The following is a 24,298-nucleotide window of genomic DNA, read 5'->3' as shown; positions in this document are numbered from 1 at the left end:
CTATACTATAAGAAATAAGATAATACATATTAGTGTGAGGTGCCAGTATGAACAAAGGGCAAAGACATATTAAAATTCGTGACATTATTACAAACAATGATATTGAAACGCAAGACGAGTTAGTAGATATTTTGAAAAATCAAGGATTTAACGTAACGCAAGCAACCATCTCTCGCGACATTAAAGAGCTTCACTTAGTAAAAGTTCCGTTAATGGATGGTCGCTATAAATACAGCCTTCCTGCCGATCAGCGCTTTAACCCTTTACAAAAGCTAAAGCGGTCATTGATGGATGCTTTTGTAAAAATCGATTCAGCAGGGCATATGCTGGTAATGAAAACTTTGCCAGGTAATGCCAACGCTATTGGAGCATTGATTGATCATTTAGATTGGGAAGAAATTCTAGGTACAATTTGTGGTGATGATACGTGTTTGATTATTTGTCGAACGCCTGAAGATACTCAAAAGATTTCGGATCGATTCTTAGAAATGTTGTAAAGGTGTGTGAAACAGATTGTTAGCAGAACTATCAATCAAAAACTTTGCCATCATTGATGAGCTTTCAGTATCGTTTGAAAAAGGCTTAACAGTTTTAACAGGTGAAACAGGAGCTGGTAAGTCAATTATTATTGATGCTATTCATTTGCTTGTTGGAGGGCGTGGTTCATCTGAATTTGTAAGGCATGGAACAAATCGAGCGGAAATTGAAGGGTTATTTTTAATTGAAGACGAGCACCCTTGCTATGAAAAAGCCAAGCAAGTGGGAGTTGAAGTTGAAGATGGAATGGTGGTGCTAAGACGAGACATCACTATGAACGGTAAGAGTATTTGCCGTATCAATGGAAAGCTAGTCACGCTTGGCATTTTACGCGAAGTGGGTCAAACACTGATGGATATCCATGGACAGCATGAACACCAGGACTTGATGAACCAAGATCGACACCTAATTCTTCTTGATCAGTATGGGGGTCAAAAGGTTGAAGAAGCACTTTCAGAATATCGAGAAGTGTTTACTACATATACGACGCTAAAGAAACAATTAGAACAATTGACAGAAAATGAACAGCAAATGGCTCATCGCTTAGACTTGATTCAATTTCAGCTTGATGAAATCAAAGCAGCTGATCTTCAACCAAATGAAGATGAGCTGCTGATGGATGAGCGCCTTAAGATTTCTAACTTTGAGAAGATTTATACGTCCTTAACAGATGCGTATAATGCGCTTCATGGTGAGCAAAGAGGGTTAGATTGGCTGGGTGTAGCTATGAATCATGCCGAAGAAATTTCAAACTTAGAAGATACCTATGGTGAAATTTCAGAAGTTATATCATCAAGTTTTTATCAAATTGAAGATGCTTCTTATCGTATTCGTCAGCAGCTTGATTTATTAGAGTATGACCCAAAGCGCCTTAATTTTATTGAATCACGGCTAAATGAAATTAGTCATTTAAAGCGTAAGTATGGTCAAAGCGTTGATGAAATTCTGGAGTATGCAGCTCAAATTGAAGATGAAATTGATCGAATTGAAAATCGAGATACTCATGTTGAGAAAATTATACAAAAGCTGTCGAGCATAGCGGAAGATTTGCTTGTTGAAGCGAAAAATGTTTCTGAGGTTAGAAAGCAGCTAGCAGCGGAATTAACGGATAGTATTCATCAAGAGCTACAGGAGCTTTATATGGCTAAAACTATTTTTAATATCGTATTTGAAAAGCTACCATCAAATCAAGCTGATAGCGAACTTAGCGGTGATTCTGTTAAGTTTACTAAGGATGGTATCGATTCAGTGGAGTTTTACATTTCTACAAACCCAGGTGAGCCGTTAAAGCCTCTTGCTAAAGTAGCGTCTGGTGGAGAACTATCTCGTATTATGCTTGCACTAAAGAGTATTTTTTCTAAGCATCAAGGCGTTACGTCCATTATTTTTGATGAAGTAGATACAGGAGTGAGCGGCCGTGTCGCACAGTCCATTGGTGAGAAAATTCATGCCATTTCTGTAGATTCTCAGGTACTATGTATTTCTCATCTTCCACAGGTGGCTGCTATGGCAGATACACATTTGTTTATTTCAAAGCAAATTAAAGATGATCGTACTACAACATCTGTTCTACCTTTAAGTGAAGGGGAGAAAACAAAAGAAATTGCTCGCATGATTGCAGGAGCCGAAATAACTGATTTAACTCAGCAGCACGCCCAAGAACTGTTGGGTTTAGCAGCAAAAATTAAACAATAAGCATTTAAAAAGCGCTTCTGGTGGATTGTTATGTGCCAAAAGCGCTTTTTTTATGTAGTAAACTTTGGTTAAAAATCTTTCCTGCCGTTCTTTTTATTTTTCTTTGAACTTCGGTTATAAATGGGCTATAAGAAGGCAAAAGTAAAAGTGTAGCCATTTAGGCGAGGAAGCGAGGAGAGTGAAAAGATGAACAATCGAATTAGATATATAATTGGTGCAATTCTCCTTGTTTCGTTTATTTTTGTAGGCTTTATCCCTGTTGTGCAGCAATACCTTACTATCCCAAAACAAATGACATTGTTTAAAAGTGATGAAGTGAATTTTCCTACATCGTTAGCAGTTAGCACTCATAGTAATGATGTTATTGAAACGATGAAACAAGACGCTAAGCTTAGTATCGCTGGCAAAGAAGTAGGAAAAGAAGAAATGATGCTTCACCTTGCAGGAGTACCGGTCAAAAGAGTAGATGTTCAAGTATTATCTGACTTTAAAGTCATTCCTGGAGGCCAATCAATTGGTGTCAAGCTGAACTCTAAAGGTGTTTTAGTTGTTGGTTATCATCAAGTTGATACGAAAGATGGAAAGAAATCTCCTGGTGAAATTGCAGGTATCCAAGTAGGCGACATGATTACAAAGATCAATGGCAAAACGATTGAAAAGATGAGTGATATTACCCCATTTATTCAGCAAGCAGGAAAAACTGGAGAGCCTTTAAAATTGCAAGTAATGAGAGAAAAAGAACAATTTCAAACAAAGTTATATCCTTTAAAAGACAAAGAAGATTACGCGTATCGAATTGGTCTATATATTAGAGATTCGGCAGCAGGTATTGGTACGATGACTTTCTATGATCCAAAATCAAAGAAATATGGAGCGTTAGGTCACGTCATTTCCGATATGGATACCAAAAAACCAATTGTTGTAGAAGATGGGCAAATTGTACGCTCTACCGTCACATCAATTGAAAAAGGTGAAAACGGCGTTCCAGGCGAGAAGCTAGCACGCTTCTCAGAAGATAAAGAAATTATCGGCAACATCAAAACAAATAGCCCATTTGGTATCTTTGGAAAGCTATCTGAAACGATGGAAAACGGTATTTTAGATAAGCCAATGCCGATTTCACTATCTCATCAAGTAAAAGAAGGACCCGCTAAGATTCTAACGGTAGTTGAAAATGATAAAGTGGAAGAGTTCGATGTGGAAGTTGTTAGTAGTATTCCACAAAAATTCCCTGCTACTAAAGGGATGGTCATTAAAATTACAGACAAAGAGTTATTAGACAAAACAGGTGGTATTGTGCAAGGAATGAGCGGCAGCCCAATTATTCAAGATGGCAAAGTAATCGGAGCTGTTACGCATGTATTTGTTAATGATCCAACTTCAGGATATGGTGTTCATATTGAGTGGATGTTAAATGAAGCTGGTATTAATATTTATAAAAAAGAATCAAAAAGAGCGAGCTAACGATAAATAGTTCGCTCTTTTTGTGATGAAAAGACTGTCGTAATACCGTTAGAAAAACGTCGAAAAAACCAGAAAACACAAGGAATTTATGGAATAATGATAAAAAAGACTTTTTTATAAAAAAATAAAGGAAATAATGTTGCATTGTCGAATTTGTCCTTTAGAATAAAGAGTAGAGACATGCGGGACTGGCGTATAAGTTAAGGGAATGAGGAGGAAGATACTTTGAAAAAAATTAAAGTATGTTTAGTCGATGATAATAGAGAATTAATTGGACTGCTTGAGGATTACATTTCTGAACAAGATGATATGGAAGTAATCGGGGTTGCGTATAACGGGCAGGAATGTTTGTCTATTTTAAAAGATAAAGATCCAGACGTGCTTGTACTAGATATCATCATGCCTCATTTAGATGGGCTTGCAGTATTGAGTCAATTAAAGGAAATGAAAAAAGAAAACTATCCTAACGTAATTATGCTAACCGCTTTTGGTCAAGAAGACGTGACGAAAAAGGCAGTCGATTTAGGCGCTGCTTATTTTATTTTAAAGCCATTTGATATGGAAAACTTAGTAAACCATATTCGCCAGGTAAGCGGTCAAGCTTCATCTTTCACAAACCGTTCATCCTCATCAGCAATGCGCTTACAGCGTGATAATAAGCCTGCGAACTTAGATGCAAGCATCACAAGCATTATTCATGAAATTGGCGTGCCTGCTCACATTAAAGGCTATTTATATTTACGTGAAGCGATTTCCATGGTTTATAAAGATATTGAATTACTGGGTTCAATTACAAAAGTCCTTTATCCGGATATTGCTAAAAAATATAATACTACAGCAAGTCGTGTGGAACGTGCGATTCGTCATGCAATTGAAGTAGCATGGAGCAGAGGTAATATCGATTCAATTTCCTCTTTATTCGGCTATACGGTTAGCATGACAAAAGCAAAGCCTACAAATTCAGAGTTTATCGCCATGGTTGCGGATAAATTACGTCTTGAACACAAAGCTTCTTGAGAGGGTAAGAAGTAAACGAAGGCTTACTAACTGTTAAATATGAACGAGATAGTACAATAAAAACATCATTCTCTACGAGGACGCTAATCCGATAAAGAATGATGTTTTTTATTGTACTAGTTTTTCAAAACCTAGTGATGATGTTTACGCATTAAGTCTAATAACGTTAATGCGTGTCTGTATAATTAGATTTAACAATAGTTAATTTACTAAAATAAATATAGATGATACCATATATACTTGTAAAAGTGTTGAATTGTAGAGAAGTGGAACGAGCTGTTACACATACTTGTTATTTTTTTCACATATTGAATACGTAATATAACATTCACTCCTACCTTTAATTTATCTATTAAAAAAGAAGGTGACATTCAAAATTGAGGATTCATATAAGATATAAGCGTATTATTTTTGCCTTCTGCATGGCTTTAAGTATTTCTTGTTTTGTTTCATTTATGTTGGTATCCATTAACTTTGGTTACAATGATACATTTATGCAAACGTGGTTAAAAATCTGGTCTGAAGCTTTTGTATGTGCTTTTTTTGGCTCTTATTTCTTTCCAATCGGAATTAATAAACTAATGAGTAAAATTCAGTTTGTAGAAAAATCTCTAAATGGTAGTGGTAAAGAAATATAAAAAAACTCGGCTTTTTAAGCCGAGTTTTTTTATTGAAAAAGAGATAAGATAAAAGTCCAAATACAAACAAATAAAAGTAAAGTGAGGCTGTAGCGCAGCGTCATTTTGGTTAACTCAGCTTCTTTTCCTGTTTGGCCAACTGCTGCTGTTGCAATAGCAATTGACTGTGGAGATACGAGCTTTGCCATGACTCCTCCAGCTGTGTTGCTAGCAACTAGCATAGAAGGATTTGTTCCAATTAAAGACGCGGCCGTTGTTTGAATTGGAGCAAAAAGCGTATTGTTATTCACAACAGAACCTGTCATAAACACACCAATCCAGCCAAGAACAGGGGAGAAGAAAGGAAAAATTTGACCTGCTTCAGCTACCGCATTCCCAAGTGCCATTGTTAATCCACCGTATGTCATTAGTTTGGCGATACTAATGACAGCACAGATCATCCCAATGGGAATGATAAATTCTTTTATTGTCTTTCCTAGAAGTGCTAGGCTCCGAGATAGACTAATTTTTTTCGTTGTTAAAACAGTGGTTACAGCAGCCAAAAGGATGGCCGTTCCAGTTGCTCCAATAAAGTCAATTGAAAGTGCAATTGGTGTTCCAGGAGCATTAAACGTGAAAACAAAAGATGATAACAGGTTTCCTGGTTGGAAAAGAGATTTGAAAACTGGAAGACTCCAAAGCAGTACAAATCCTGTTAACAAATAAAAAGGTGACCATGAAAGAATGATGTCTTTTAATGCGTACTTGTTTACAGTAGAGACTTGTCCATTTAGTAAGAAAATACGCTTTGGCTGCCATTTACGTAAGAAAAGAGCAAGGGCTCCCATTGCTAGAAGCGCAGGAATAATATCAGCAAGCTCTGGCCCAATCCAGATAGTCATAGCGGCTTGTGCACTAGTATAAACAAAAGACGTGACCAAAATAGCAGGGAGCGTTTCTTTAACTCCTCGCCATCCATCAAGTAATAAGATGAGCAAGAAAGGAATCGTAAAGTTAACCAAAGGGAGCGTTAAAGCTGTTTGAACAGATACATCCATAGCACTTACATTCTCTAACTGAAAAGTATCAACGATTGCTATTGGAATACCAATGGCACCAAACGCACCAGATGCTCCGTTTGCTATTAGGCAAAGCATAGCTGCTTGAAGTGGCTTAAAGCCGAGTGAAACGAGCAGCACGGCGCAAATTGCAATTGGTACACCAAAGCCCGCAGCTCCTTCTAAAAAGGCATTAAAGCAAAAGCCGATGAGCAACAGTTGAAGTCGCTGATCACTGGAGATGTTGATAATACTACCTCTTAGAACATCAAATTTCCCGGTTTCGACGGCAATTTTGTAAAGCCAAACCGCCATAATAATAATATAGCCGATAGGCCAAATACCTTGAATGAAACCTTGAATTACGCTCCCAACTGCATTGGTAGGTGAAAGGTCAAAAAAGTAAACAACAAGAAACAGTGTAATAGCTAGGTTTAATAGTGCTGCATAAATCCCTTTCATTTTAAAAAGAGTTAAGCATATTAAAAATGAGATAATAGGAATAGCTGCAATAAGTGCTGAAAGTGTAAGATTCTCAAATGGATTATACGTATCAACAAGCATTTAAACGGCTCCTTTAGGAAGCGAGAAAGCGAACTTACTCGCTTTCTGCTTAGTTTGTTAAAGTGAAAAGTGATTTCTGAATTTCTTTTAACGTTTGAATAGATTCTGAGAACTTTTTCTGTTCCATCTCATCTAACGGAAGTTCTAAGACTTTTTTGACACCTCCGCGATGAATGATACTTGGAACACCCACATAAATATCGTGCTGATCGTATTCACCATCTAAATAGGCTCCTACTGGAAGAACAACTTGCTCATTTTTTAAGATAGCTCTCGTAATCCTGGCTAGCCCCATTGCAATACCGTAATAAGTAGCGCCTTTTGATTTGATAATGTCATAAGCTGCATTTCGTACTTGAACAGCAATTTCTTCTTTTCGTTGTGGTGATAGCTGATTTGCAATTGGTGTTCCACAAATATTTGCTCCGCTCCAAACGGCAAGCTGAGAATCACCATGTTCTCCAATGATATAACCATGAACGCTTGTTGGAGCTGCACCAAGCTCTTCACTGAGGAGGTGGCGGAAACGAGCTGAATCAAGGATGGTGCCTGAACCAATTACGCGTTCCTTTGGAAGACCTGAAAATTTCCATGTGGCATAGGTAAGAATATCAACTGGGTTTGTCGCTACTAAAAAAATGCCATTAAATCTAGATTCCATAACTCCATTTACAATATGTTCGAAGATTTGGACATTTTTATGAACAAGGTCAAGTCTCGTTTCTCCTGGCTTTTGAGCAGCTCCTGCACAAATTACGACAATAGCAGCGTCTTTACAATCATCATACGTTCCAAAAGAAATGTGCATAGAGCTTGGAGCATATACGATACCGTGAGCTAAATCCATTACATCACCGCGTGCTTTTTCTGCGTTTAAATCAACTAATACTAACTCATCGCAAATACCTTGATTCATTAATGAATACGCATAGCTTGCTCCAACTGCACCTGTACCTACTAACACAACTTTATTTCCTAACGTCATTTCCATAAGAGTGCCTCCTCAAGAGAATAGTATGTGAAATATTTCACATATTCGGATAAATAAAAAACAAATCAACTTTATTTTTTAGGCTCATTTCAACAAAAAAGATATTGTGAAATGTTTCACAAGTAGATAATAACACTTGATTTTTCATTTGGCAACAACAAAATATCATTTTTTATTAAAAGTTAATTAAATAAAAAAGGCCTTAAAAAAGGCCTTTTTTATCTTCTGTAGTTTCATAATAGCTAGTGCTATTTTTGATATTAGTTATTTTCGTCTTCTTTATCCAGCTGAGCAAGCTTTTGCAATAGGATATGCTGTGGCATGTGCATCAGTTGTTCTAAAGGGACGTTCAGTTTTTCAGCCAGTTTAACAGCCGTATCAGGTGAGATTTGTAGTGGTCTCATACATATCAACTCCTATTCTCTTGTAAAATATATGTGTAAGCATTATGATAAATTGCAACTACCTTGTTAATCATAAGTCATAATGAAGGGATTGAGCAAGTATGCGTATTATGGGTCACAGAGGAGCAGCAGGGACGTTTCCTGAAAATACAATGATTTCGTTTGAAGAAGCAATCAGAGTAGGAGCAGATGGAATTGAACTTGATGTTCATATGTCCAAAGACGGTGAGCTCATGGTTATTCATGATGAAAAAGTTGATCGAACAACAAATGGTAAAGGATATATAAGAGACTTTAACTATAAAGAATTAAGAAGTCTTGATGCGAGCTATAAATTTAAAAAGAAATACGGAGCTTGTCAAATACCTACGTTAAATGAAGTACTAGCTTGGGCTTCTAACCAGCAGTTTTCTGTTAATATTGAATTGAAAAATAACCTGTTTGAGTATGCTTATTTAGAAATGAAGGTACTTGATCTCATCTACTATTATAAAATGAAAGAGCGTATCATTATATCTTCATTTAATCATAATAGCTTAGCAAGAGTCACATCTTTTGATTCAACAATTGAAACAGCTATTTTATATTCATATCCAATGTTTGAACCCTGGATTTATGCTCAACACCTTGGTGCTAGAGCACTTCATCCAAATTATCGCACAGTTAATCAAGTAAACGTAGCCGCTTCCAAAGACTATCGTATCCCTGTGCGGCCATATACAGTGAATGATGTAAAGCTAGCGAAACAGCTATACGGATATGGTTGTGAATCCATCATCACTGATTATCCTGAGAAAATGATTAAAGAATTTGCTGCTAATCGTATGTAATAAAAAAGCATCTCTATTTTTTTGATAGAGATGCTTTCTCTTTTTGCTGAAAGCGAGGTTGAACCTTTTGACGCTTTCGATCTCGATGAAGAATAAAACCTGCTACAAATCCTAAACCAATTACAAACAATAGTAACCCTATGGTAAATTGAAGCATTAAGGATGAAAAAGGAGGCTGTAAAATTCCAAACACCATATCTCTCATTAATTTAATGCCATACCCTGCTAAAACTCCGGGAATTAATAAAATGAGCAACGCAATAATCCTCATCATAGTTAGGAAATCCTTTCCTGATCTGTCTTACTTAAATGATAAAACAGCAAAAAAAATTGTCAAGACTGTTTAAAGTTTTATATGATAAAGTAGTGCAAGAAGTTGCAGAGTATTTTTCCATTTTAAATGAAAAAGGTGAAAAAATATGCAAACTGTGTTGATTATTGGTGCTAACACGGGTGGATTAGCCGTACTAAAAATGATTGAAGAAGCCGAGGGAATAAAGGTAGTTGGAGTAGTAGACGTTAATTCTAAAGCCCCAGCGATGAAGTATGCAGAGCAATTAGGAATAAAAGTTTCCACAACCTGGGGGTCTTTTCTCCATAAAGGTGTAGACGTCATTGTAGATGCGACTGGGAATGAATATGTGTTTCAGGAACTACATAAGCAAAAACAAAGTAATACGTTACTAATACCAGGTTCAGTTGCTAAAATGATGGCTAGCTTAATGGACCAAAAAGAAGAGTTAATTGAACGCTTAACGCATGAATCAGATAAGTATAATCTAATCTTTAACTCTACACATGATGCAATGATTGTTGTAGATAAAGAGGCGAAAGTAACCCTCTTTAATAAAAGTGCTGAAAGAATCACGGGCTTAAAAAGTGAAAATGTCATTGGAAAGCATATCCATGAATCCATTCCAGCAAGCGAGTTACCAACAACTTTACTGACAAAACGAACGGATTATAATCGAGAGTTTACTATTACCAATAGTCATAAAGTAATTACGTCACGTATTCCTATGGTTAATGAAAAAGGAGAATTATTTGGAGCCTTTTCTGTTTTTAAAGATATTACAGAAGTGGTAAATTTAGCTGAAGAAGTGACGAATTTAAAGGATATTCAAACTATGCTTGAAGCAATTATTCAGTCATCAGAAGAAGCCATTTCAGTTGTGGATGAAGAAGGTGTTGGGTTATTAATAAACCCTGCTTATACAAAGATTACGGGGCTTCAACGCTCAGATATTATTGGAAAGCCGGCGACCACAGATATCTCTGAAGGAGAAAGCATGCACATGCAAGTGTTAAAAACAAGAAGAGCTGTGCGTGGTGTTAGCATGAAGGTAGGGCCGAACAAAAAAGATGTTGTTGTAAACGTTGCTCCAGTTATTGTTGATGGTAAGTTAAAAGGGAGCGTAGGTGTTATCCACGATATCTCAGAGATACAGCAGCTTACTACGGAATTAAACAGAGCGCGCCAAATTATTCGTACGCTAGAAGCGAAGTATTCGTTTGCAGACATTATTGGTGAATCTGAAGAGTTTTTGTTAGCTATCGAACAAGCAAAACTAGCAGCTAAAACTCCTGCAACAGTATTATTACGCGGAGAGTCCGGAACTGGAAAAGAGCTGTTTGCCCACGCTATTCATAATGCAAGTGAACGAAAGTATAACAAATTTGTGCGCGTAAACTGCGCTGCGCTATCAGAATCTCTTTTAGAAAGCGAACTCTTTGGATATGAAGAAGGAGCATTTTCAGGTGCTAAGCGTGGAGGCAAGCGCGGGTTGTTTGAAGAAGCAAATAACGGAAGTATTTTCTTAGATGAAATCGGTGAATTATCAGCACATATGCAAGCAAAACTATTACGAGTACTGCAAGAAAAGGAATTAGTACGAGTAGGAGGAACTAGCTCAATTCCTGTAAACGTACGAGTAATTGCAGCAACGAATGTGAATTTGGAACAAGGGATTGCAGAAGGAACAATTAGACAAGATCTTTACTATCGATTAAATAAAATTCCAATCCAAATTCCGCCTCTTCGTCTGCGAAAAGAAGATATCGAGGCCTTGGCGCTACACTTGATTACAAAAATTAATCAAGACTATGGTAGAAGCGTAGAAGGTCTATCAGAAGATGCGTTGAAACTACTTCTACACTATGATTGGCCTGGGAACGTCAGAGAGCTTGAGAATATTTTGGGAAGAGCTGTTATTTATATGCAGTATAGTGAAGTGCTCATTACTGCAAAGCATCTTCCAACCTTAAATAATGTAAGTGAGCAGTCTGAATCAATACCTGTTGATTTTACTATACAAAATGGTGAAACTCTTTCAACGTTAGTGGAACAATATGAAAGAGATGTTATACTGCACGTTTTAAAAGAACATGATTATAATAAAACAAAAACTGCGAAACGTCTAAATATATCCATCCGTGCTCTTTACTACAAACTTGAAAAATATGGAATTGCAAATATAGGCATGCAATAATATGCATAGTATGCAAATTATTGCGCATGGACTTATAAACTTATTAACTGATTTTGTATCCCTGAAAAATAATAAAGTCTACTGTTTTTAGCATTAATCAAGGCAATTCGTTAGAAAACGAGGGATTTTTCGGTGTTATCAGTATTTGGCATGGTTCTTGCAAATATAAAAAGTGGTGAAGCTATTCGCTTCGTTTTTACCAAACTCTAACATGAAAGGTCGAGCACTTCATGATACTTAAACAGTTAATGCGTAAAAGTATAACGAATAAACAGGTTACAATCGCCGTTGCTGCTGCTGAGGACGCAGAAACCCTTGAAGCGGTTAATCAGGCCTGTGAGCACCAATTAGCTCGTTTTATTTTATATGGAAACGAAGCTAAAATTAAATCAAATTTAGAGCAAAAAATCAAAAGACGCTTGGAAGCAGGCGAAGTTACGATTGTGCATACAAATTCACCTCAACAATCTGCCCAAGAAGCAGTGCGTGCTGTAGCAATGAATGAAGCGCATATCGTTATGAAAGGTCACCTCTCAACTTCAACCATTCTTAAAGCTGTTTTACATAAAGAGAACGGTTTGCGAACTGGAAACGTCTTGTCACACGTAGCTGCCTTTGAAATTCCAGGGTATGACAGACCTATTATTGTCACAGATGCAGCAATGAATATTGCACCAAATATTCAAGAGAAAGTTCAAATTATTGAAAATGCCGTGGGTGTTGCACAAGCAATGGGGATAACCAAACCGAAAGTAGCACCAATTGCGGCTGTTGAAGTAGTCAATCCAGCAATGGAAGCGACTACTGATGCTGCATTACTAACACAGATGAACAAGCGTGGTCAAATAAAAGGTTGTGTTGTCGATGGACCTCTTGCTTTGGATAATGCCATCAGTCACGTAGCTGCTGAGCAAAAAGGAATTCAAAGCGAAGTTGCTGGAGCAGCTGATATTTTAATGGTACCTACAATTGAATCGGGAAACATTTTATATAAATCACTTATTTATTTTGCGAAAGCAAAGGTTGGAGCTGTTATTGCTGGAGCAAAAGCGCCAATCGTACTTACGTCACGAGCAGACTCTGCTGAAAGTAAACTTTACTCGTTAGCGTTAGCAATCAACGTAGCGACACATAATTAATAGGAGGAAACAACAATGAAAATTTTTAGCTATATGGAACAATACGATTATGAACAATTAGTTTTTTGCCAAGATGAGCAATCGGGGTTAAAAGCAATTATTGCCATTCATGATACAACAATTGGGCCTGCTTTAGGTGGAACGAGAATGTGGACGTATGAGTCTGAGGAAGCGGCAATTGAAGACGCGCTGCGCCTTGCAAAAGGGATGACATATAAAAACGCAGCAGCAGGGCTTAACCTGGGAGGCGGTAAAACAGTTATTATCGGTGATCCTAAAAGAGATAAAAACGAAGAAATGTTCCGCGCGTTTGGACGTTATATTCAAGGGCTAAACGGACGCTATATTACAGCTGAAGATGTGGGAACAACTGTTGAAGATATGGACCTTGTATATCAAGAAACAGACTACGTGACAGGAGTTTCACCTGCGTTTGGTTCATCAGGAAATCCTTCGCCAGTTACGGCTTATGGAGTTTATCGCGGGATTAAAGCAGCTGCAAAAGAAGCATTCGGTACGGATATTTTAGAAGGAAAAGTAATAGCAGTTCAAGGAATCGGAAACGTTGCATATAACCTGTGTCGTCATCTTCATGAAGAAGGAGCAAAGCTCATTGTGACAGACATCAACAAGGAGTCTGTGCAGCGTGCAGTTGAAGAATTCGGTGCAAAAGCAGTAGACCCGCAGGATATTTATGGAGTAGAATGTGATATCTATGCACCTTGTGCACTAGGTGCAACAATCAATGATGAAACAATTCCACAATTAAAGGCAAAGGTAATTGCAGGAGCAGCAAACAATCAGTTAAAAGAAGCCCGTCATGGTGATATGATTCATGAAATGGGAATCATTTATGCACCGGACTATGTAATCAACGCTGGAGGAGTAATTAACGTAGCGGACGAATTGATTGGTTATAATCGTGAACGCGCATTGAAAAAGGTTGAAACGATTTATGATAATATTGAAAAAGTAATTGAAATTTCAAAGCGAGATGGAATTCCGACATATGTAGCGGCAGATCGCCTAGCAGAAGAGCGAATTGAGAAACTAAGACGCTCTCGCAGTCAGTTTTTGCAAAATGAACATCACCTTTTAAGTAGACGTTCTCGCTAATAATTAACAGCTAGGGACCTGTAGAGATACGTTCCCTAGCTTCATTTAGGCAAACAGCATTTTACCCCACTCTTAACGGATAGTAAATCCTTCTTTTAAGATGATGAGGTTACAAAGAAAAGAAGTGGGAAATCAGCTGTCTGTAAAGGTTCGGTAAGTTGAACTAAACGTCAATGGAGATAAAGAACGTTTCCGCTGATGGAAGTTAAACTTGATACAGCTAGGAGGCTCTATGTTAATTATGCAAGATTATCGAATACTCACCATTAATCCAGGATCGACATCAACGAAAATCGGTGTATTCCACAATGATCAAATGATTTTTGATCGCACGATTCGCTATGAAGCAAAAGAACTGAGTGTATTTGAAACCATTTATGATCAATATGAGTTTCGGAAAAAATCTATTCTAGAAGCGCTTGATGAAGAGGGAATTAATTTATCAAAACTTAATGCAGTCTGCGGACGTGGTGGGTTGTTACGTCCAATTGAAGGCGGTACGTATGAAGTAAATAAGCTAATGCTTACAGACTTAAAAGAAGGATATGCAGGTCACCATGCATCAAACCTTGGTGGAATCTTGGCATATGAAATCGGTTCTGGTTTGAATATTCCAGCATTCATTGTAGACCCTGTGGTTGTTGATGAATTATTGGACGTGGCTAGGATATCAGGTAGCCCATATATGGCGCGTAAAAGCATTTTTCATGCATTAAATCAAAAAGCAGTAGCCCGTAAAGTTGCTGCCAAACTTGATAAAAAATACGAAGAATTAAATTTAATTGTGACACATATGGGTGGAGGTATCACTGTAGGTGTTCATAATTATGGAAGAGTCGTTGATGTGAATAACGGTTTACATGGTGACGGTCCTTTTAGTCCAGAGAGAGCGGGAAGTGTTCCAGTGGGAGAACTTGTCCGCTTATGTTTTTCCGGTGAGTATTATCGCGAAGATATTATGAAGATGCTTGTTGGTAAAGGTGGATTAGTTGGATATTTAGGGACGTCTGATGTTCAAAAAGTTGAAAAACTTATTGAACATGGAAATGAAAAAGCAAAATTGGTGTATGAAGCAATGGCTTACCAAATTGCAAAAGAAATTGGTGCAGCAAGTGCTGTGTTAGCAGGTAAGGTCGATGCGATTATTTTAACAGGTGGAATTGCTTATTCAAAAATGTTCGTGAGTTTAATTATTGAACGCGTAAAGTGGATTGCAGATGTTACGGTGTTTCCTGGGGAAAATGAGCTTCAAGCACTGGCTGAGGGTGCACTGCGCGTCTTAAAACAGGAAGAAAAAGCAAAGCAATATCCTGGTGAGCACATTCACTCTTCTACACTTTAAAAGGAAAGGCGTGACAATATATGGCAAGAGAATATGATGTAGTAGTTCTAGGAGGAGGCACGGGCGGATACGTAGCGGCAATTCGTGCTTCTCAGCTCGGCTTAAGCGTTGCAATTGTAGAAAAAGAAAAGCTGGGTGGTACATGCCTTCATGCAGGGTGTATTCCAAGCAAAGCTTTGTTACGAAGTGCAGAAGTATATCAAACAACAAAAAAAGCAGCCTCTTTTGGCGTTTTAGCATCTGATGTAAAACTTGATTATGAGCGTGTACAAGAGCGAAAAGATTCGGTTGTCACACAGCTGTATAATGGTGTCAAAGGACTGATGAAAAAAGGCAAAATCGATGTGTATGAAGGCTTTGGTCGCATATTAGGACCATCCATCTTTTCACCGATGCCAGGAACCATTTCAGTTGAACTAAAGAGCGGTGAAGAAAATGAAATGCTTATACCAAATAACGTAATCATTTCAACGGGCTCGCGCCCAAGAACGTTACCAGGACTAACGATTGATGGAGAGTTTATCATTACATCGGATGAAGCGTTACAAATGAAAAATCTTCCTCAATCTATTATGATTGTTGGTGGCGGTGTGATTGGTGTTGAATGGGCTTCAATGCTTGCTGACTTTGGAGTTAAGGTAACAATTATTGAATACAGTGATCGGATTCTGCCGACCGAAGATTACGATGTATCAACTGAAATGAAAAAGCAGCTACAGCGAAAAGGAATTGAGGTAGTTACTTCTGCTAAAGTATTAGCGGATACTGTTGAAGTAGCTAGCAGTGTAAAAGTGAAAGCTGAAGTGAATGGTGAAACAAGTACATACGAAGCTGAAAAGATGCTTGTATCTGTTGGACGACAAGCCAACGTTGAAGGTATTGGATTAGAAAACACAGATATTGTTGTTGAGAATGGTTTTATTAAGACAAATGAATTTTATCAAACAAAAGAGTCGCATATCTATGCAATTGGTGATGTCATTGGTGGTCTTCAACTTGCGCACGTTGCTTCTCATGAGGGAATTGTAGCCATCGAACATATAGGAGACAAAAAGCCGCTGCCAATTCAATATGAAACTATTTCAAAGTGCGTATATAGTAGCCCAGAAGTGGCAAGCGTGGGTTTAACAGAGCAAGAAGCAAAAGAAAAAGGTCATGCCGTGAAAGTTGGTAAAATGCCGTTTAAAGCAATTGGTAAAGCACTTGTATATGGTGAAGCAGAAGGATTTGTAAAAATCATTAAAGACGAAGAAACAAATGACTTGCTTGGAGTGCACATGATTGGTCCACACGTAACAGACATGATTTCAGAAGCGGGTCTTGCAAAAGTGTTAGATGCAACGCCATGGGAAGTTGCTCATACTATTCATCCACACCCAAGCTTATCTGAAGCAATCGGTGAAGCAGCACTAGCTGTTGATGGAAAGGCCATTCATTTTTAATTATTAAGGAGGTTTTAACTGATGACTGAAAATCGTCATGAAGCGCTAGGTTTAACAAATGAACAAGTAGTTGAAATGTATCGTACAATGCTTCTTGCTCGTAAAATTGATGAGCGTATGTGGTTACTAAATCGTGCTGGGAAGGTACCCTTTGTTATTTCGTGTCAAGGACAAGAGGCAGCGCAGGTCGGTGCAGCGTTTGCGTTAGATCGTGAGAAAGACTACGCATTACCTTATTACCGAGATATGGGAGTAGTTCTTGCGTTCGGAATGACAGCACGTGATTTAATGCTATCAGGATTTGCAAAAGCAGAAGATCCAAACTCAGGCGGTCGTCAAATGCCAGGTCACTTCGGGTATAAAGAGAAGCGCATTGTAACGGGGTCTTCTCCGGTAACAACGCAGGTTCCTCATGCTGTTGGCATTGCTTTGGCAGGTAAAATGGAGAAAAAAGAGTTGGTGACATTTGTAACATTCGGTGAAGGCTCATCAAACCAAGGTGATTTTCACGAAGGTGCTAATTTTGCAGGGGTTCATAAATTACCTGTTATTTTCATGTGTGAAAATAACAAATATGCCATTTCAGTGCCAGTAGAAAAGCAGCTTGGGTGTGAAAAGGTATCAGACCGTGCAATAGGCTATGGAATGCCTGGATACACAGTGGATGGAAACGATCCTTTAGAAGTATATAAAGTTGTAAAAGAAGCAAGAGAAAGAGCAGTAAAAGGTGAAGGACCAACACTTATTGAAACGGTTTCTAGCCGTTTAACTGCTCACTCAAGTGATGATGATGATCGTGCGTATCGTGAAGCAGACGAAATTTCAGAAGCGAAGAAAAATGATCCAATTATTCGCTTTGGTGCGTATTTAAAAGAAACTGGGACTCTAACAGATGCGAAAGAAACTGAAATGCTTGAAGAAATCATGAAAATTGTGAATGAAGCAACAGACTACGCAGAACATGCTGCATATGCAGATCCAGAATCAGCTTTAAAATACGTATACGGTGAGTGAGGAGGAAACAAAAATGCCAGTAATGTCATATATCGATGCCGTAACAATGGCTATGCGTGAAGAGATGGAAAGAGATTCACGTGTATTTGTATTAGGAGAAGATGTGGGAAGAAAAGGCGGCGTATTCAAGGCAACTAACGGCTTATATGAGCAGTTTGGAGAAGAACGAGTAATTGATACGCCGCTGGCAGAATCAGCGATTGCTGGAGTTGGAATTGGAGCAGCAATGTACGGAATGCGTCCAATTGCTGAAATGCAGTTTGCTGATTTTATCATGCCTGCTGTTAACCAAATCGTTTCAGAGGCTGCAAAAATTCGCTATCGCTCGAACAATGATTGGAACTGTCCAATTACAATTCGTGCACCTTATGGTGGAGGCGTGCACGGTGCTCTTTATCATTCACAATCAGTTGAAGCGTTGTTTGCCAATCAGCCAGGGTTAAAAATTGTGATGCCATCTACGCCTTATGATGTAAAGGGATTATTAAAAGCAGCAATCCGTGATGATGATCCGGTGTTATTCTTTGAACATAAGCGTGCGTATCGCTTAATTAAAGGTGAAGTGCCAGAAGACGATTATGTACTCCCAATCGGGAAAGCAGATGTGAAACGCGAAGGCGATGATATTACTGTTATTACATATGGTCTTTGTGTCCACTTTGCACTTCAAGCAGCTGAAAAACTTGCCGCTGATGGAATTTCAGCTCATGTATTAGATTTACGTACAGTGTATCCATTAGATAAAGAAGCAATTATTGAAGCTGCATCTAAAACAGGTAAGGTGCTTCTTGTAACAGAAGATAACAAAGAAGGAAGCATCATGAGTGAAGTAGCGGCTATTATTGCAGAACATTGTTTATTTGATTTGGATGCACCCGTTCAACGTTTGGCCGGTCCAGATATTCCAGCTATGCCATATGCTCCAACGATGGAGAAGTATTTTATGGTAAATCCAGATAAAGTAGAAAAAGCAATGAGAGAATTAGCTGAATTTTAAAGGAGTTGTTTCCAGTGGCAATTGAAAAAATCAAGATGCCTCAGCTTGGAGAAAGCGTAACCGAAGGCACGATTAGCAAATGGCTAGTAGCTGTGGGAGATCAAGTTAATAAATATGATCCATTAGCAGAAGTGATGACGGATAAAGTGAATGCAGAAGTTCCATCTTCATTTACGGGTGTAATTAAAGAAATTATTGCAGCTGAAGATGAGACGCTACCAGTTGGAGAAACGCTGTGTTTGATTGAAGTAGAAGGAGCATCTTCAGCAGAGGCAGCTCAAAACCCTTCAAAAGAAACGAGCGAACAAGTTTCACAATTAAATACAGCTGACCATTCCAATAAAAAGCGCTACTCACCAGCCGTTCTTCGTTTATCTCAAGAACATGGAATTAATCTTGAAACACTTATAGGATCAGGTGCAGGTGGTCGAATTACAAGGAAAGACGTACTGGCTGCAATTGAAAAAGGTCCACAGATGGATTCAGCTGGTCATCAAGAGACGCCAAAAACAGTATCGGTTCCATCAGCAACGCCTTCACCAAAAGCAGAGGTCAAAAAGCCAGAGCCTGTTCCAACGGCTTCTGGGGATAAAGCAATTCCTGTATCTGGTGTGCGTAAAGCAATTGCTAGCAACATGTTACGAAGCAAGCACGAAATTCCTCATGCCTGGACAATGGTTGAGGTGGACGTAACAAGCCTCGTATCATATCGTGATTCTATCAAAACAGAATTTAAACAAAAAGAAGGATTTAACTTAACGTACTTTGCTTTCTTCGTCAAAGCGATTGCACAGGCTTTAACGGAATTCCCAGAAATCAATTCGATGTGGGCAGGGGATGAAATTATTCAAAAGAAAGATATTAATATTTCAATTGCTGTTGCAACAGACGATGCGCTATTCGTACCTGTCATAAAAAATGCGGATGAAAAAACAATTAAAGGAATTGCACGTGAAATTAATGAATTGGCACAAAAAGTACGAGCAGGTTCATTACAAGCAGCAGACATGCAGGGTGGAACGTTTACCGTAAATAACACAGGATCATTTGGTTCCGTTCAATCTATGGGAATCATTAACTATCCACAAGCAGCGATTCTACAGGTAGAATCCATTGTGAAACGTCCAGTTGTTATCGATAATATGATTGCCATTCGAGACATGGTTAATCTATGTTTATCTCTTGACCATCGTGTACTTGATGGACTTGTCTGTGGTCAATTCCTAAAACGCATTAAGGAAATTTTAGAATCGATGTCTAAGGAACATACATCGATTTACTAAAAATAAAAGCACAATGATTCGCTCATTGTGCTTTTATTTGTTTAATATTTAATTCGAAAAAGTTCTGCTCGTTATGACGATTTGACATAGTGGATTTTGAGAAGGTATATATATTTCGCTTATAGAATGTAATAAAATAAAAGAAAGTATGTTAGTAGCAAAAGGCTTTGGTATCAAAGTGCAAAGGGGAAATGACGATGAATAAACCATCTTTTCATGAATTTACCTATACTCCTCAACAAGAATGGATAGAAGAAGTAAAAAAAGCGCTAAAAGATGATCCTCATTTATATGAAAAAGGAACATTTGAGAACATATCTTTGAAAACGCTTTATCGGAAAAAGGATGTGCAGAATTTATTGCATTTAAAAGATGAAGACCTTTACTTATTTGTCAGAGGTATAGACTCACATTCCGCATCAAATAAATGGAATATTGCACAGCGAATAAATGTAGCCGTTCCAAAGAAAGCAAATCAAATGATAAAGGAAGCGTTAGATAACGGACAAACGTCATTGGCTATTGAGTTAAACCCTATCTCAACTAACGGACAGAATCCTTTAACAGTTCCTTTTACTAAATTGAAAAATGGCGTTTTGCTCTCTAACTATACAGATCTATGTGCGCTTTTTAAAGATATTCAGTTGCCTGAAGTACCTCTTTTTATTCCTTCTGGATATACAGTAATACCGTTGATTGAATCTATCAATACGTACTGTCAACAGGAAGGAATCACGTTATCTCAAATGGTTGGAGTGATTGGAATGGATCCGCTCGGTTCGTTAGCTGAACACGCTAAGTCACCAATTCCGATTACTGATTTGTATCATGACATGGCAAAAGCGATTTCGTTTGTACAAGAAAAGAAAAGCTTGCTAAAGACAGTACTTATTGATACAAAACCTTATCATATGAGCGGAGCAACAGCCGTTCAAGAGTTAGCATATGCACTTTCAACAGCCGTACAATACACGGATGAATGTTTAAAGCGCAATATTCCCTTACATCATGTATTACCTCATCTGGCATTTTCATTCTCAACAAGCTCACAGCTTTTTATGGAAGTTTCAAAACTGCGTGCATTTCGCTTTCTATGGCTTCAGGCCGTTCGAGCGTTTTCCAAGACTATAGACGTACCGCTTCCTTTCATCCATGTCAACACATCCATCCATACGCTTTCAGCACAAGATTTACATACGAATATTTTACGAGGAACCCTGCAAGCATTTGCTGGAATTATTGGAGGAGCAAATAGCCTACATGTTTATCCATATGATGCTATAACAAAGCAATCAACAGAGTTATCCAATCGACTCGCACGAAATACTCAGCTAATGCTTCAAGAAGAATCACAATTAGGAAGAGTCATAGATCCAGCAGGAGGTTCATGGTACATTGAATCCTACACGCATGAACTTGCAGAAAAAGCTTGGAAGCTATTTCAAAAAATTGAGTCCAAAGGCGGTATGGAAGCATGTCTAAAGTCAGGGTGGATTCAATGTGAGCTCCAACATATAAGTGAAAAGAAAAGAGAACAGCTACATAGTAGAAATGAAAGAATGGTAGGAGTGACGCATTATGTATCTTCAAGTGAAAGTATTTATGAAGAAGACAACGCTGCAAAAAAAGACTACCATGAATATCAATTGCAGTTAAGAAACGAATTAGCAGAGCCCTTCCTGTTAGTGGATGCATATGAGCAACAATCCTGTCCTGAATCAATTCTTCCTTTAAACCAGTGGAGAAAAAGCGAAGCGTTTGAGCAGGTGCGTAAAAAAACCAAAGGAATGACTATTGGTTGCATTGAACTATCACAAAGTAAATTGGTCAAGCAACAAAAAGAGTTTGCTTATGGTTTCTTCCAGTCTGGTGGATTTCAATGTGAAATTTTTTCGCCTTTATATCATGACTTGGATACCATTGAATGGTTGAAAAAACATCCTTGTCATGCATACGTAGTATGTGGTGAACCTGAACAAGTAAAAGATATGCTTGCTTTCCTTAACAAGTATAAGCAAGAAAAACTTTATGTATATGTTGTAGCGAAATCAGAGGTAGCCGGAGCGACAAAGGTTATTAATGAAAATGTAAGTGCAATTAACTGCTTTACCCAATTAGTACGCTGGATTGAGGTGAATCAACATGTATAAAAAACCACAATTTGAAAACATTGATTTTGGCTCTGATACACAAACAAAGGGAGTAAAGAGTAAGCAGCATACTGTAACATCTTTTCAAACAAATGAACAAATTCCTGTGAAATCTTTATATACAGAAAAAGATTATACAGGCATTGAATTTCTGGACTTTACACCAGGAAAGCCGCCTTACCTAAGAGGACCTTACGCGACGATGTATGTGAAAAAACCATGGACGATTCGTCAGTACGCAGGGTTTTCAACAGCAGAAGAAAGCAATGCTTTTTATCGTAGGAATTTAGCTGCAGGACAAAAAGGGCTGTCTGTTGCTTTTGATTTAGCAACACACCGAGGGTACGACTCTGATCATCCTCGTGTTGTGGGCGACGTAGGCAAAGCAGGGGTGGCAATCGATTCTATCTTAGACATGAAAAAGCTTTTTGACGGTATTCCGCTGGATAAAATGTCAGTTTCAATGACTATGAATGGTGCTGTACTACCAATCATGGCTTTTTATATCGTAACTGCTGAAGAACAAGGTGTGCAAAGGGAACAACTAGCCGGTACCATTCAAAATGATATTTTAAAAGAATACATGGTGCGGAATACGTATATTTACCCTCCAGATATGTCGATGAGAATTATTGCAGATATTTTCAAGTATACGTCTGAACATATGCCTAAATTTAATAGCATCAGTATTTCGGGTTATCATATGCAAGAAGCAGGAGCACCAGCTGACCTGGAGCTAGCCTACACCCTAGCAGATGGATTAGAATATGTTCGAACGGGGATAAAATCTGGTATTTCAGTAGACGCTTTTGCCCCGCGGCTATCATTCTTTTGGGCGATTGGAATGAATTACTTTATGGAAGTAGCAAAAATGAGAGCTGGTCGATTGCTATGGGCTAAGTTAATGAAGCAGTTTAACCCCAAAAATCCCAAATCACTAGCTTTGCGCACCCACTCACAAACGTCTGGTTGGAGTTTAACGGAGCAAGACCCATTCAATAACGTAGTACGTACATGCGTAGAAGCACTTGCAGCTATTTCAGGACACACACAATCATTGCATACGAATGCATTAGATGAGGCAATTGCGTTACCAACAGATTTTTCTGCAAGAATAGCACGTAATACACAGCTATATTTGCAAGATGAAACGTCTATTTGTTCTGTTATCGACCCACTGGGAGGAGCTTATTATATTGAATCGCTAACAAATGAGCTTGTTCATAAAGCATGGGCTCATTTAGAAGAAATTGAAGCACTTGGTGGCATGGCTAAGGCAATTGAAACTGGAATTCCAAAAATGAAAATTGAAGAAGCTGCTGCGAGAAGGCAAGCCAGAATCGATTCCAAAGCTGAAATTATTGTTGGAGTGAATGCATTCAAAGCGAACGAAGACGAGGAACTAGAGATTTTAGATATTGATAATCAAGCGGTGCTAACAGCGCAGGTAGAAAGGTTAAAAGAGCTGAAGAATCAGCGCGATGACAAGCAGGTGGAAAAAACCTTACGTGATTTAACACATGCTGCTGAAACAGGCCAAGGAAATTTACTAGAGCTAGCGGTTGAAGCTGCGAGAACAAGAGCAACGCTAGGAGAAATATCATTTGCTCTTGAAAAAATATCTGGTAGGCATCAAGCAGTTACACGCTCAATAAAAGGTGTTTATCAAGCAGAATTTGAAGGAGCAGAGCTTATTGATAAAGTTCGCCGGTTAACGGATGATTTCTTAGAAGAAGAAGGAAGAAGGCCAAGGATTCTAGTTGCTAAAATGGGTCAAGACGGTCACGATCGTGGAGCAAAAGTCATTTCTACAGCATTTGCCGATCTAGGTTTTGATGTTGATATTGGTCCGCTTTTTCAAACGCCTGAAGAAACTGCAGTGCAGGCAATTGAAAATGATGTTCATGTAGTAGGGTTTAGCTCGCTTGCTGCAGGACATAAAACGCTACTTCCACAGCTTGTTGAACAGCTGCACTTACATGGTAGAGAAGATATTTTAGTCATTGTAGGAGGCGTTATCCCTAAACAAGATTATCCATTCTTAGAAGCAAGCGGAGCAGCAGCTATCTTTGGTCCAGGTACGATCATTCCAAAAGCAGCTATCCATGTGTTAGAAAAGATTAAAGAAAAGCTAGCGGTAGATGAGTGA

Annotated in this window: 20 protein-coding genes; 16 read left to right on the top strand and 4 right to left on the bottom strand. The window is 38.3% G+C overall.

Annotation, left to right across the window (positions count from 1 at the left end):
• Window positions 1–47: 47 nt before the first annotated feature.
• From argR to NIZ91_16965, 5 genes are all read left to right on the top strand, one after another.
• The gene (argR, locus tag NIZ91_16985; protein USY54422.1) at window positions 48–497 is read left to right on the top strand and encodes a transcriptional regulator ArgR; all 450 of its coding nucleotides are present in this window, start codon (window positions 48–50) and stop codon (window positions 495–497) included.
• 16 nt (window positions 498–513) lie between these two features.
• Window positions 514–2,232: a DNA repair protein RecN gene (recN, locus tag NIZ91_16980; GenBank protein USY54421.1), complete on the top strand. Its 1,719-nt coding sequence runs from the start codon at window positions 514–516 to the stop codon at window positions 2,230–2,232.
• A gap of 186 nt (window positions 2,233–2,418) precedes the next feature.
• Window positions 2,419–3,696, top strand: coding sequence for a SpoIVB peptidase (gene spoIVB / locus NIZ91_16975; protein USY54420.1), 1,278 nt, complete (start codon window positions 2,419–2,421; stop codon window positions 3,694–3,696).
• Window positions 3,697–3,921: 225 nt separating this feature from the next.
• Window positions 3,922–4,713 (top strand): sporulation transcription factor Spo0A, encoded by a 792-nt coding sequence (gene spo0A, locus NIZ91_16970; GenBank protein USY54419.1) that lies wholly within the window; start codon window positions 3,922–3,924, stop codon window positions 4,711–4,713.
• 377 nt (window positions 4,714–5,090) lie between these two features.
• Window positions 5,091–5,351, top strand: a complete 261-nt coding sequence (locus NIZ91_16965; protein ID USY54418.1) for a DUF2798 domain-containing protein — start codon at window positions 5,091–5,093, stop codon at window positions 5,349–5,351.
• A 29-nt stretch (window positions 5,352–5,380) separates the two neighbouring features.
• On the opposite strand, the gene NIZ91_16960 is transcribed toward NIZ91_16965, so the two are convergent.
• From NIZ91_16960 to NIZ91_16950, 3 genes are all read right to left on the bottom strand, one after another.
• The gene (locus tag NIZ91_16960) at window positions 5,381–6,952 is read right to left on the bottom strand and encodes an L-lactate permease (GenBank protein USY54417.1); all 1,572 of its coding nucleotides are present in this window, start codon (window positions 6,950–6,952) and stop codon (window positions 5,381–5,383) included.
• 49 nt (window positions 6,953–7,001) lie between these two features.
• The gene (locus NIZ91_16955; GenBank protein USY54416.1) at window positions 7,002–7,943 is read right to left on the bottom strand and encodes an L-lactate dehydrogenase; all 942 of its coding nucleotides are present in this window, start codon (window positions 7,941–7,943) and stop codon (window positions 7,002–7,004) included.
• A gap of 260 nt (window positions 7,944–8,203) precedes the next feature.
• Window positions 8,204–8,347 carry a YycC family protein gene (locus NIZ91_16950; protein USY54415.1) on the bottom strand — a complete coding sequence of 48 codons (144 nt, stop codon included), beginning with the start codon at window positions 8,345–8,347 and terminating at the stop codon, window positions 8,204–8,206.
• Window positions 8,348–8,448: 101 nt separating this feature from the next.
• Here NIZ91_16950 and NIZ91_16945 point away from each other — a divergent pair, with 101 nt between their 5' ends.
• Window positions 8,449–9,177, top strand: coding sequence for a glycerophosphodiester phosphodiesterase (locus NIZ91_16945; protein ID USY54414.1), 729 nt, complete (start codon window positions 8,449–8,451; stop codon window positions 9,175–9,177).
• 13 nt (window positions 9,178–9,190) lie between these two features.
• On the opposite strand, the gene NIZ91_16940 is transcribed toward NIZ91_16945, so the two are convergent.
• Window positions 9,191–9,451: a DUF2627 domain-containing protein gene (locus tag NIZ91_16940; protein ID USY54413.1), complete on the bottom strand. Its 261-nt coding sequence runs from the start codon at window positions 9,449–9,451 to the stop codon at window positions 9,191–9,193.
• Window positions 9,452–9,596: 145 nt separating this feature from the next.
• Between NIZ91_16940 and NIZ91_16935 the strand changes: the two genes are divergently transcribed.
• From NIZ91_16935 to scpA, 10 genes are all read left to right on the top strand, one after another.
• Window positions 9,597–11,666, top strand: a complete 2,070-nt coding sequence (locus tag NIZ91_16935; GenBank protein USY54412.1) for a sigma 54-interacting transcriptional regulator — start codon at window positions 9,597–9,599, stop codon at window positions 11,664–11,666.
• Window positions 11,667–11,896: 230 nt separating this feature from the next.
• The gene (yqiS, locus tag NIZ91_16930; protein USY54411.1) at window positions 11,897–12,805 is read left to right on the top strand and encodes a phosphate butyryltransferase; all 909 of its coding nucleotides are present in this window, start codon (window positions 11,897–11,899) and stop codon (window positions 12,803–12,805) included.
• Between the two features lie 15 nt (window positions 12,806–12,820).
• Window positions 12,821–13,921: a branched-chain amino acid dehydrogenase gene (gene bcd / locus NIZ91_16925; protein ID USY54410.1), complete on the top strand. Its 1,101-nt coding sequence runs from the start codon at window positions 12,821–12,823 to the stop codon at window positions 13,919–13,921.
• Between the two features lie 241 nt (window positions 13,922–14,162).
• Window positions 14,163–15,263, top strand: a complete 1,101-nt coding sequence (gene buk, locus NIZ91_16920) for a butyrate kinase (GenBank protein ID USY57206.1) — start codon at window positions 14,163–14,165, stop codon at window positions 15,261–15,263.
• A gap of 20 nt (window positions 15,264–15,283) precedes the next feature.
• Entirely contained in the window at window positions 15,284–16,705 is a 1,422-nt protein-coding gene (gene lpdA, locus NIZ91_16915) for a dihydrolipoyl dehydrogenase (GenBank protein USY54409.1), read from the top strand.
• Window positions 16,706–16,726: 21 nt separating this feature from the next.
• Complete coding sequence (locus tag NIZ91_16910; protein ID USY54408.1) at window positions 16,727–17,719, top strand: thiamine pyrophosphate-dependent dehydrogenase E1 component subunit alpha; 993 nt, start codon at window positions 16,727–16,729, stop codon at window positions 17,717–17,719.
• Between the two features lie 13 nt (window positions 17,720–17,732).
• Window positions 17,733–18,716: an alpha-ketoacid dehydrogenase subunit beta gene (locus tag NIZ91_16905; protein ID USY54407.1), complete on the top strand. Its 984-nt coding sequence runs from the start codon at window positions 17,733–17,735 to the stop codon at window positions 18,714–18,716.
• A gap of 14 nt (window positions 18,717–18,730) precedes the next feature.
• Entirely contained in the window at window positions 18,731–19,999 is a 1,269-nt protein-coding gene (locus NIZ91_16900; GenBank protein USY54406.1) for a 2-oxo acid dehydrogenase subunit E2, read from the top strand.
• 197 nt (window positions 20,000–20,196) lie between these two features.
• Complete coding sequence (locus NIZ91_16895; GenBank protein USY54405.1) at window positions 20,197–22,149, top strand: methylmalonyl-CoA mutase family protein; 1,953 nt, start codon at window positions 20,197–20,199, stop codon at window positions 22,147–22,149.
• A complete protein-coding gene (gene scpA, locus NIZ91_16890; protein USY54404.1) occupies window positions 22,142–24,298 on the top strand; it encodes a methylmalonyl-CoA mutase in 2,157 nt (718 codons plus the stop codon). The genes NIZ91_16895 and scpA overlap by 8 nt, the downstream gene beginning before the upstream one ends.

This window comes from Bacillus sp. 1780r2a1 (assembly GCA_024134725.1).
Classification (GTDB): Bacteria; Bacillota; Bacilli; order Bacillales; family Bacillaceae_H; genus Priestia; species Priestia aryabhattai_A.
This window is presented reverse-complemented; position numbering and strand designations above follow the sequence as displayed.

What these genes read in the sequence shown, in the direction of transcription:
- yqiS (USY54411.1), top strand. Translation starts at nt 11,897, where the DNA reads ATGATACTTAAACAGTTAATGCGTAAAAGTATAACGAATAAACAGGTT.
- NIZ91_16960 (USY54417.1), bottom strand. Translation starts at nt 6,952, where the DNA reads ATGCTTGTTGATACGTATAATCCATTTGAGAATCTTACACTTTCAGCA.
- NIZ91_16910 (USY54408.1), top strand. Translation starts at nt 16,727, where the DNA reads ATGACTGAAAATCGTCATGAAGCGCTAGGTTTAACAAATGAACAAGTA.
- bcd (USY54410.1), top strand. Translation starts at nt 12,821, where the DNA reads ATGAAAATTTTTAGCTATATGGAACAATACGATTATGAACAATTAGTT.
- lpdA (USY54409.1), top strand. Translation starts at nt 15,284, where the DNA reads ATGGCAAGAGAATATGATGTAGTAGTTCTAGGAGGAGGCACGGGCGGA.
- buk (USY57206.1), top strand. Translation starts at nt 14,163, where the DNA reads ATGCAAGATTATCGAATACTCACCATTAATCCAGGATCGACATCAACG.
- scpA (USY54404.1), top strand. Translation starts at nt 22,142, where the DNA reads ATGTATAAAAAACCACAATTTGAAAACATTGATTTTGGCTCTGATACA.
- NIZ91_16945 (USY54414.1), top strand. Translation starts at nt 8,449, where the DNA reads ATGCGTATTATGGGTCACAGAGGAGCAGCAGGGACGTTTCCTGAAAAT.
- NIZ91_16905 (USY54407.1), top strand. Translation starts at nt 17,733, where the DNA reads ATGCCAGTAATGTCATATATCGATGCCGTAACAATGGCTATGCGTGAA.
- NIZ91_16940 (USY54413.1), bottom strand. Translation starts at nt 9,451, where the DNA reads ATGATGAGGATTATTGCGTTGCTCATTTTATTAATTCCCGGAGTTTTA.
- argR (USY54422.1), top strand. Translation starts at nt 48, where the DNA reads ATGAACAAAGGGCAAAGACATATTAAAATTCGTGACATTATTACAAAC.
- NIZ91_16950 (USY54415.1), bottom strand. Translation starts at nt 8,347, where the DNA reads ATGAGACCACTACAAATCTCACCTGATACGGCTGTTAAACTGGCTGAA.
- NIZ91_16935 (USY54412.1), top strand. Translation starts at nt 9,597, where the DNA reads ATGCAAACTGTGTTGATTATTGGTGCTAACACGGGTGGATTAGCCGTA.
- NIZ91_16895 (USY54405.1), top strand. Translation starts at nt 20,197, where the DNA reads ATGAATAAACCATCTTTTCATGAATTTACCTATACTCCTCAACAAGAA.
- NIZ91_16955 (USY54416.1), bottom strand. Translation starts at nt 7,943, where the DNA reads ATGGAAATGACGTTAGGAAATAAAGTTGTGTTAGTAGGTACAGGTGCA.
- spoIVB (USY54420.1), top strand. Translation starts at nt 2,419, where the DNA reads ATGAACAATCGAATTAGATATATAATTGGTGCAATTCTCCTTGTTTCG.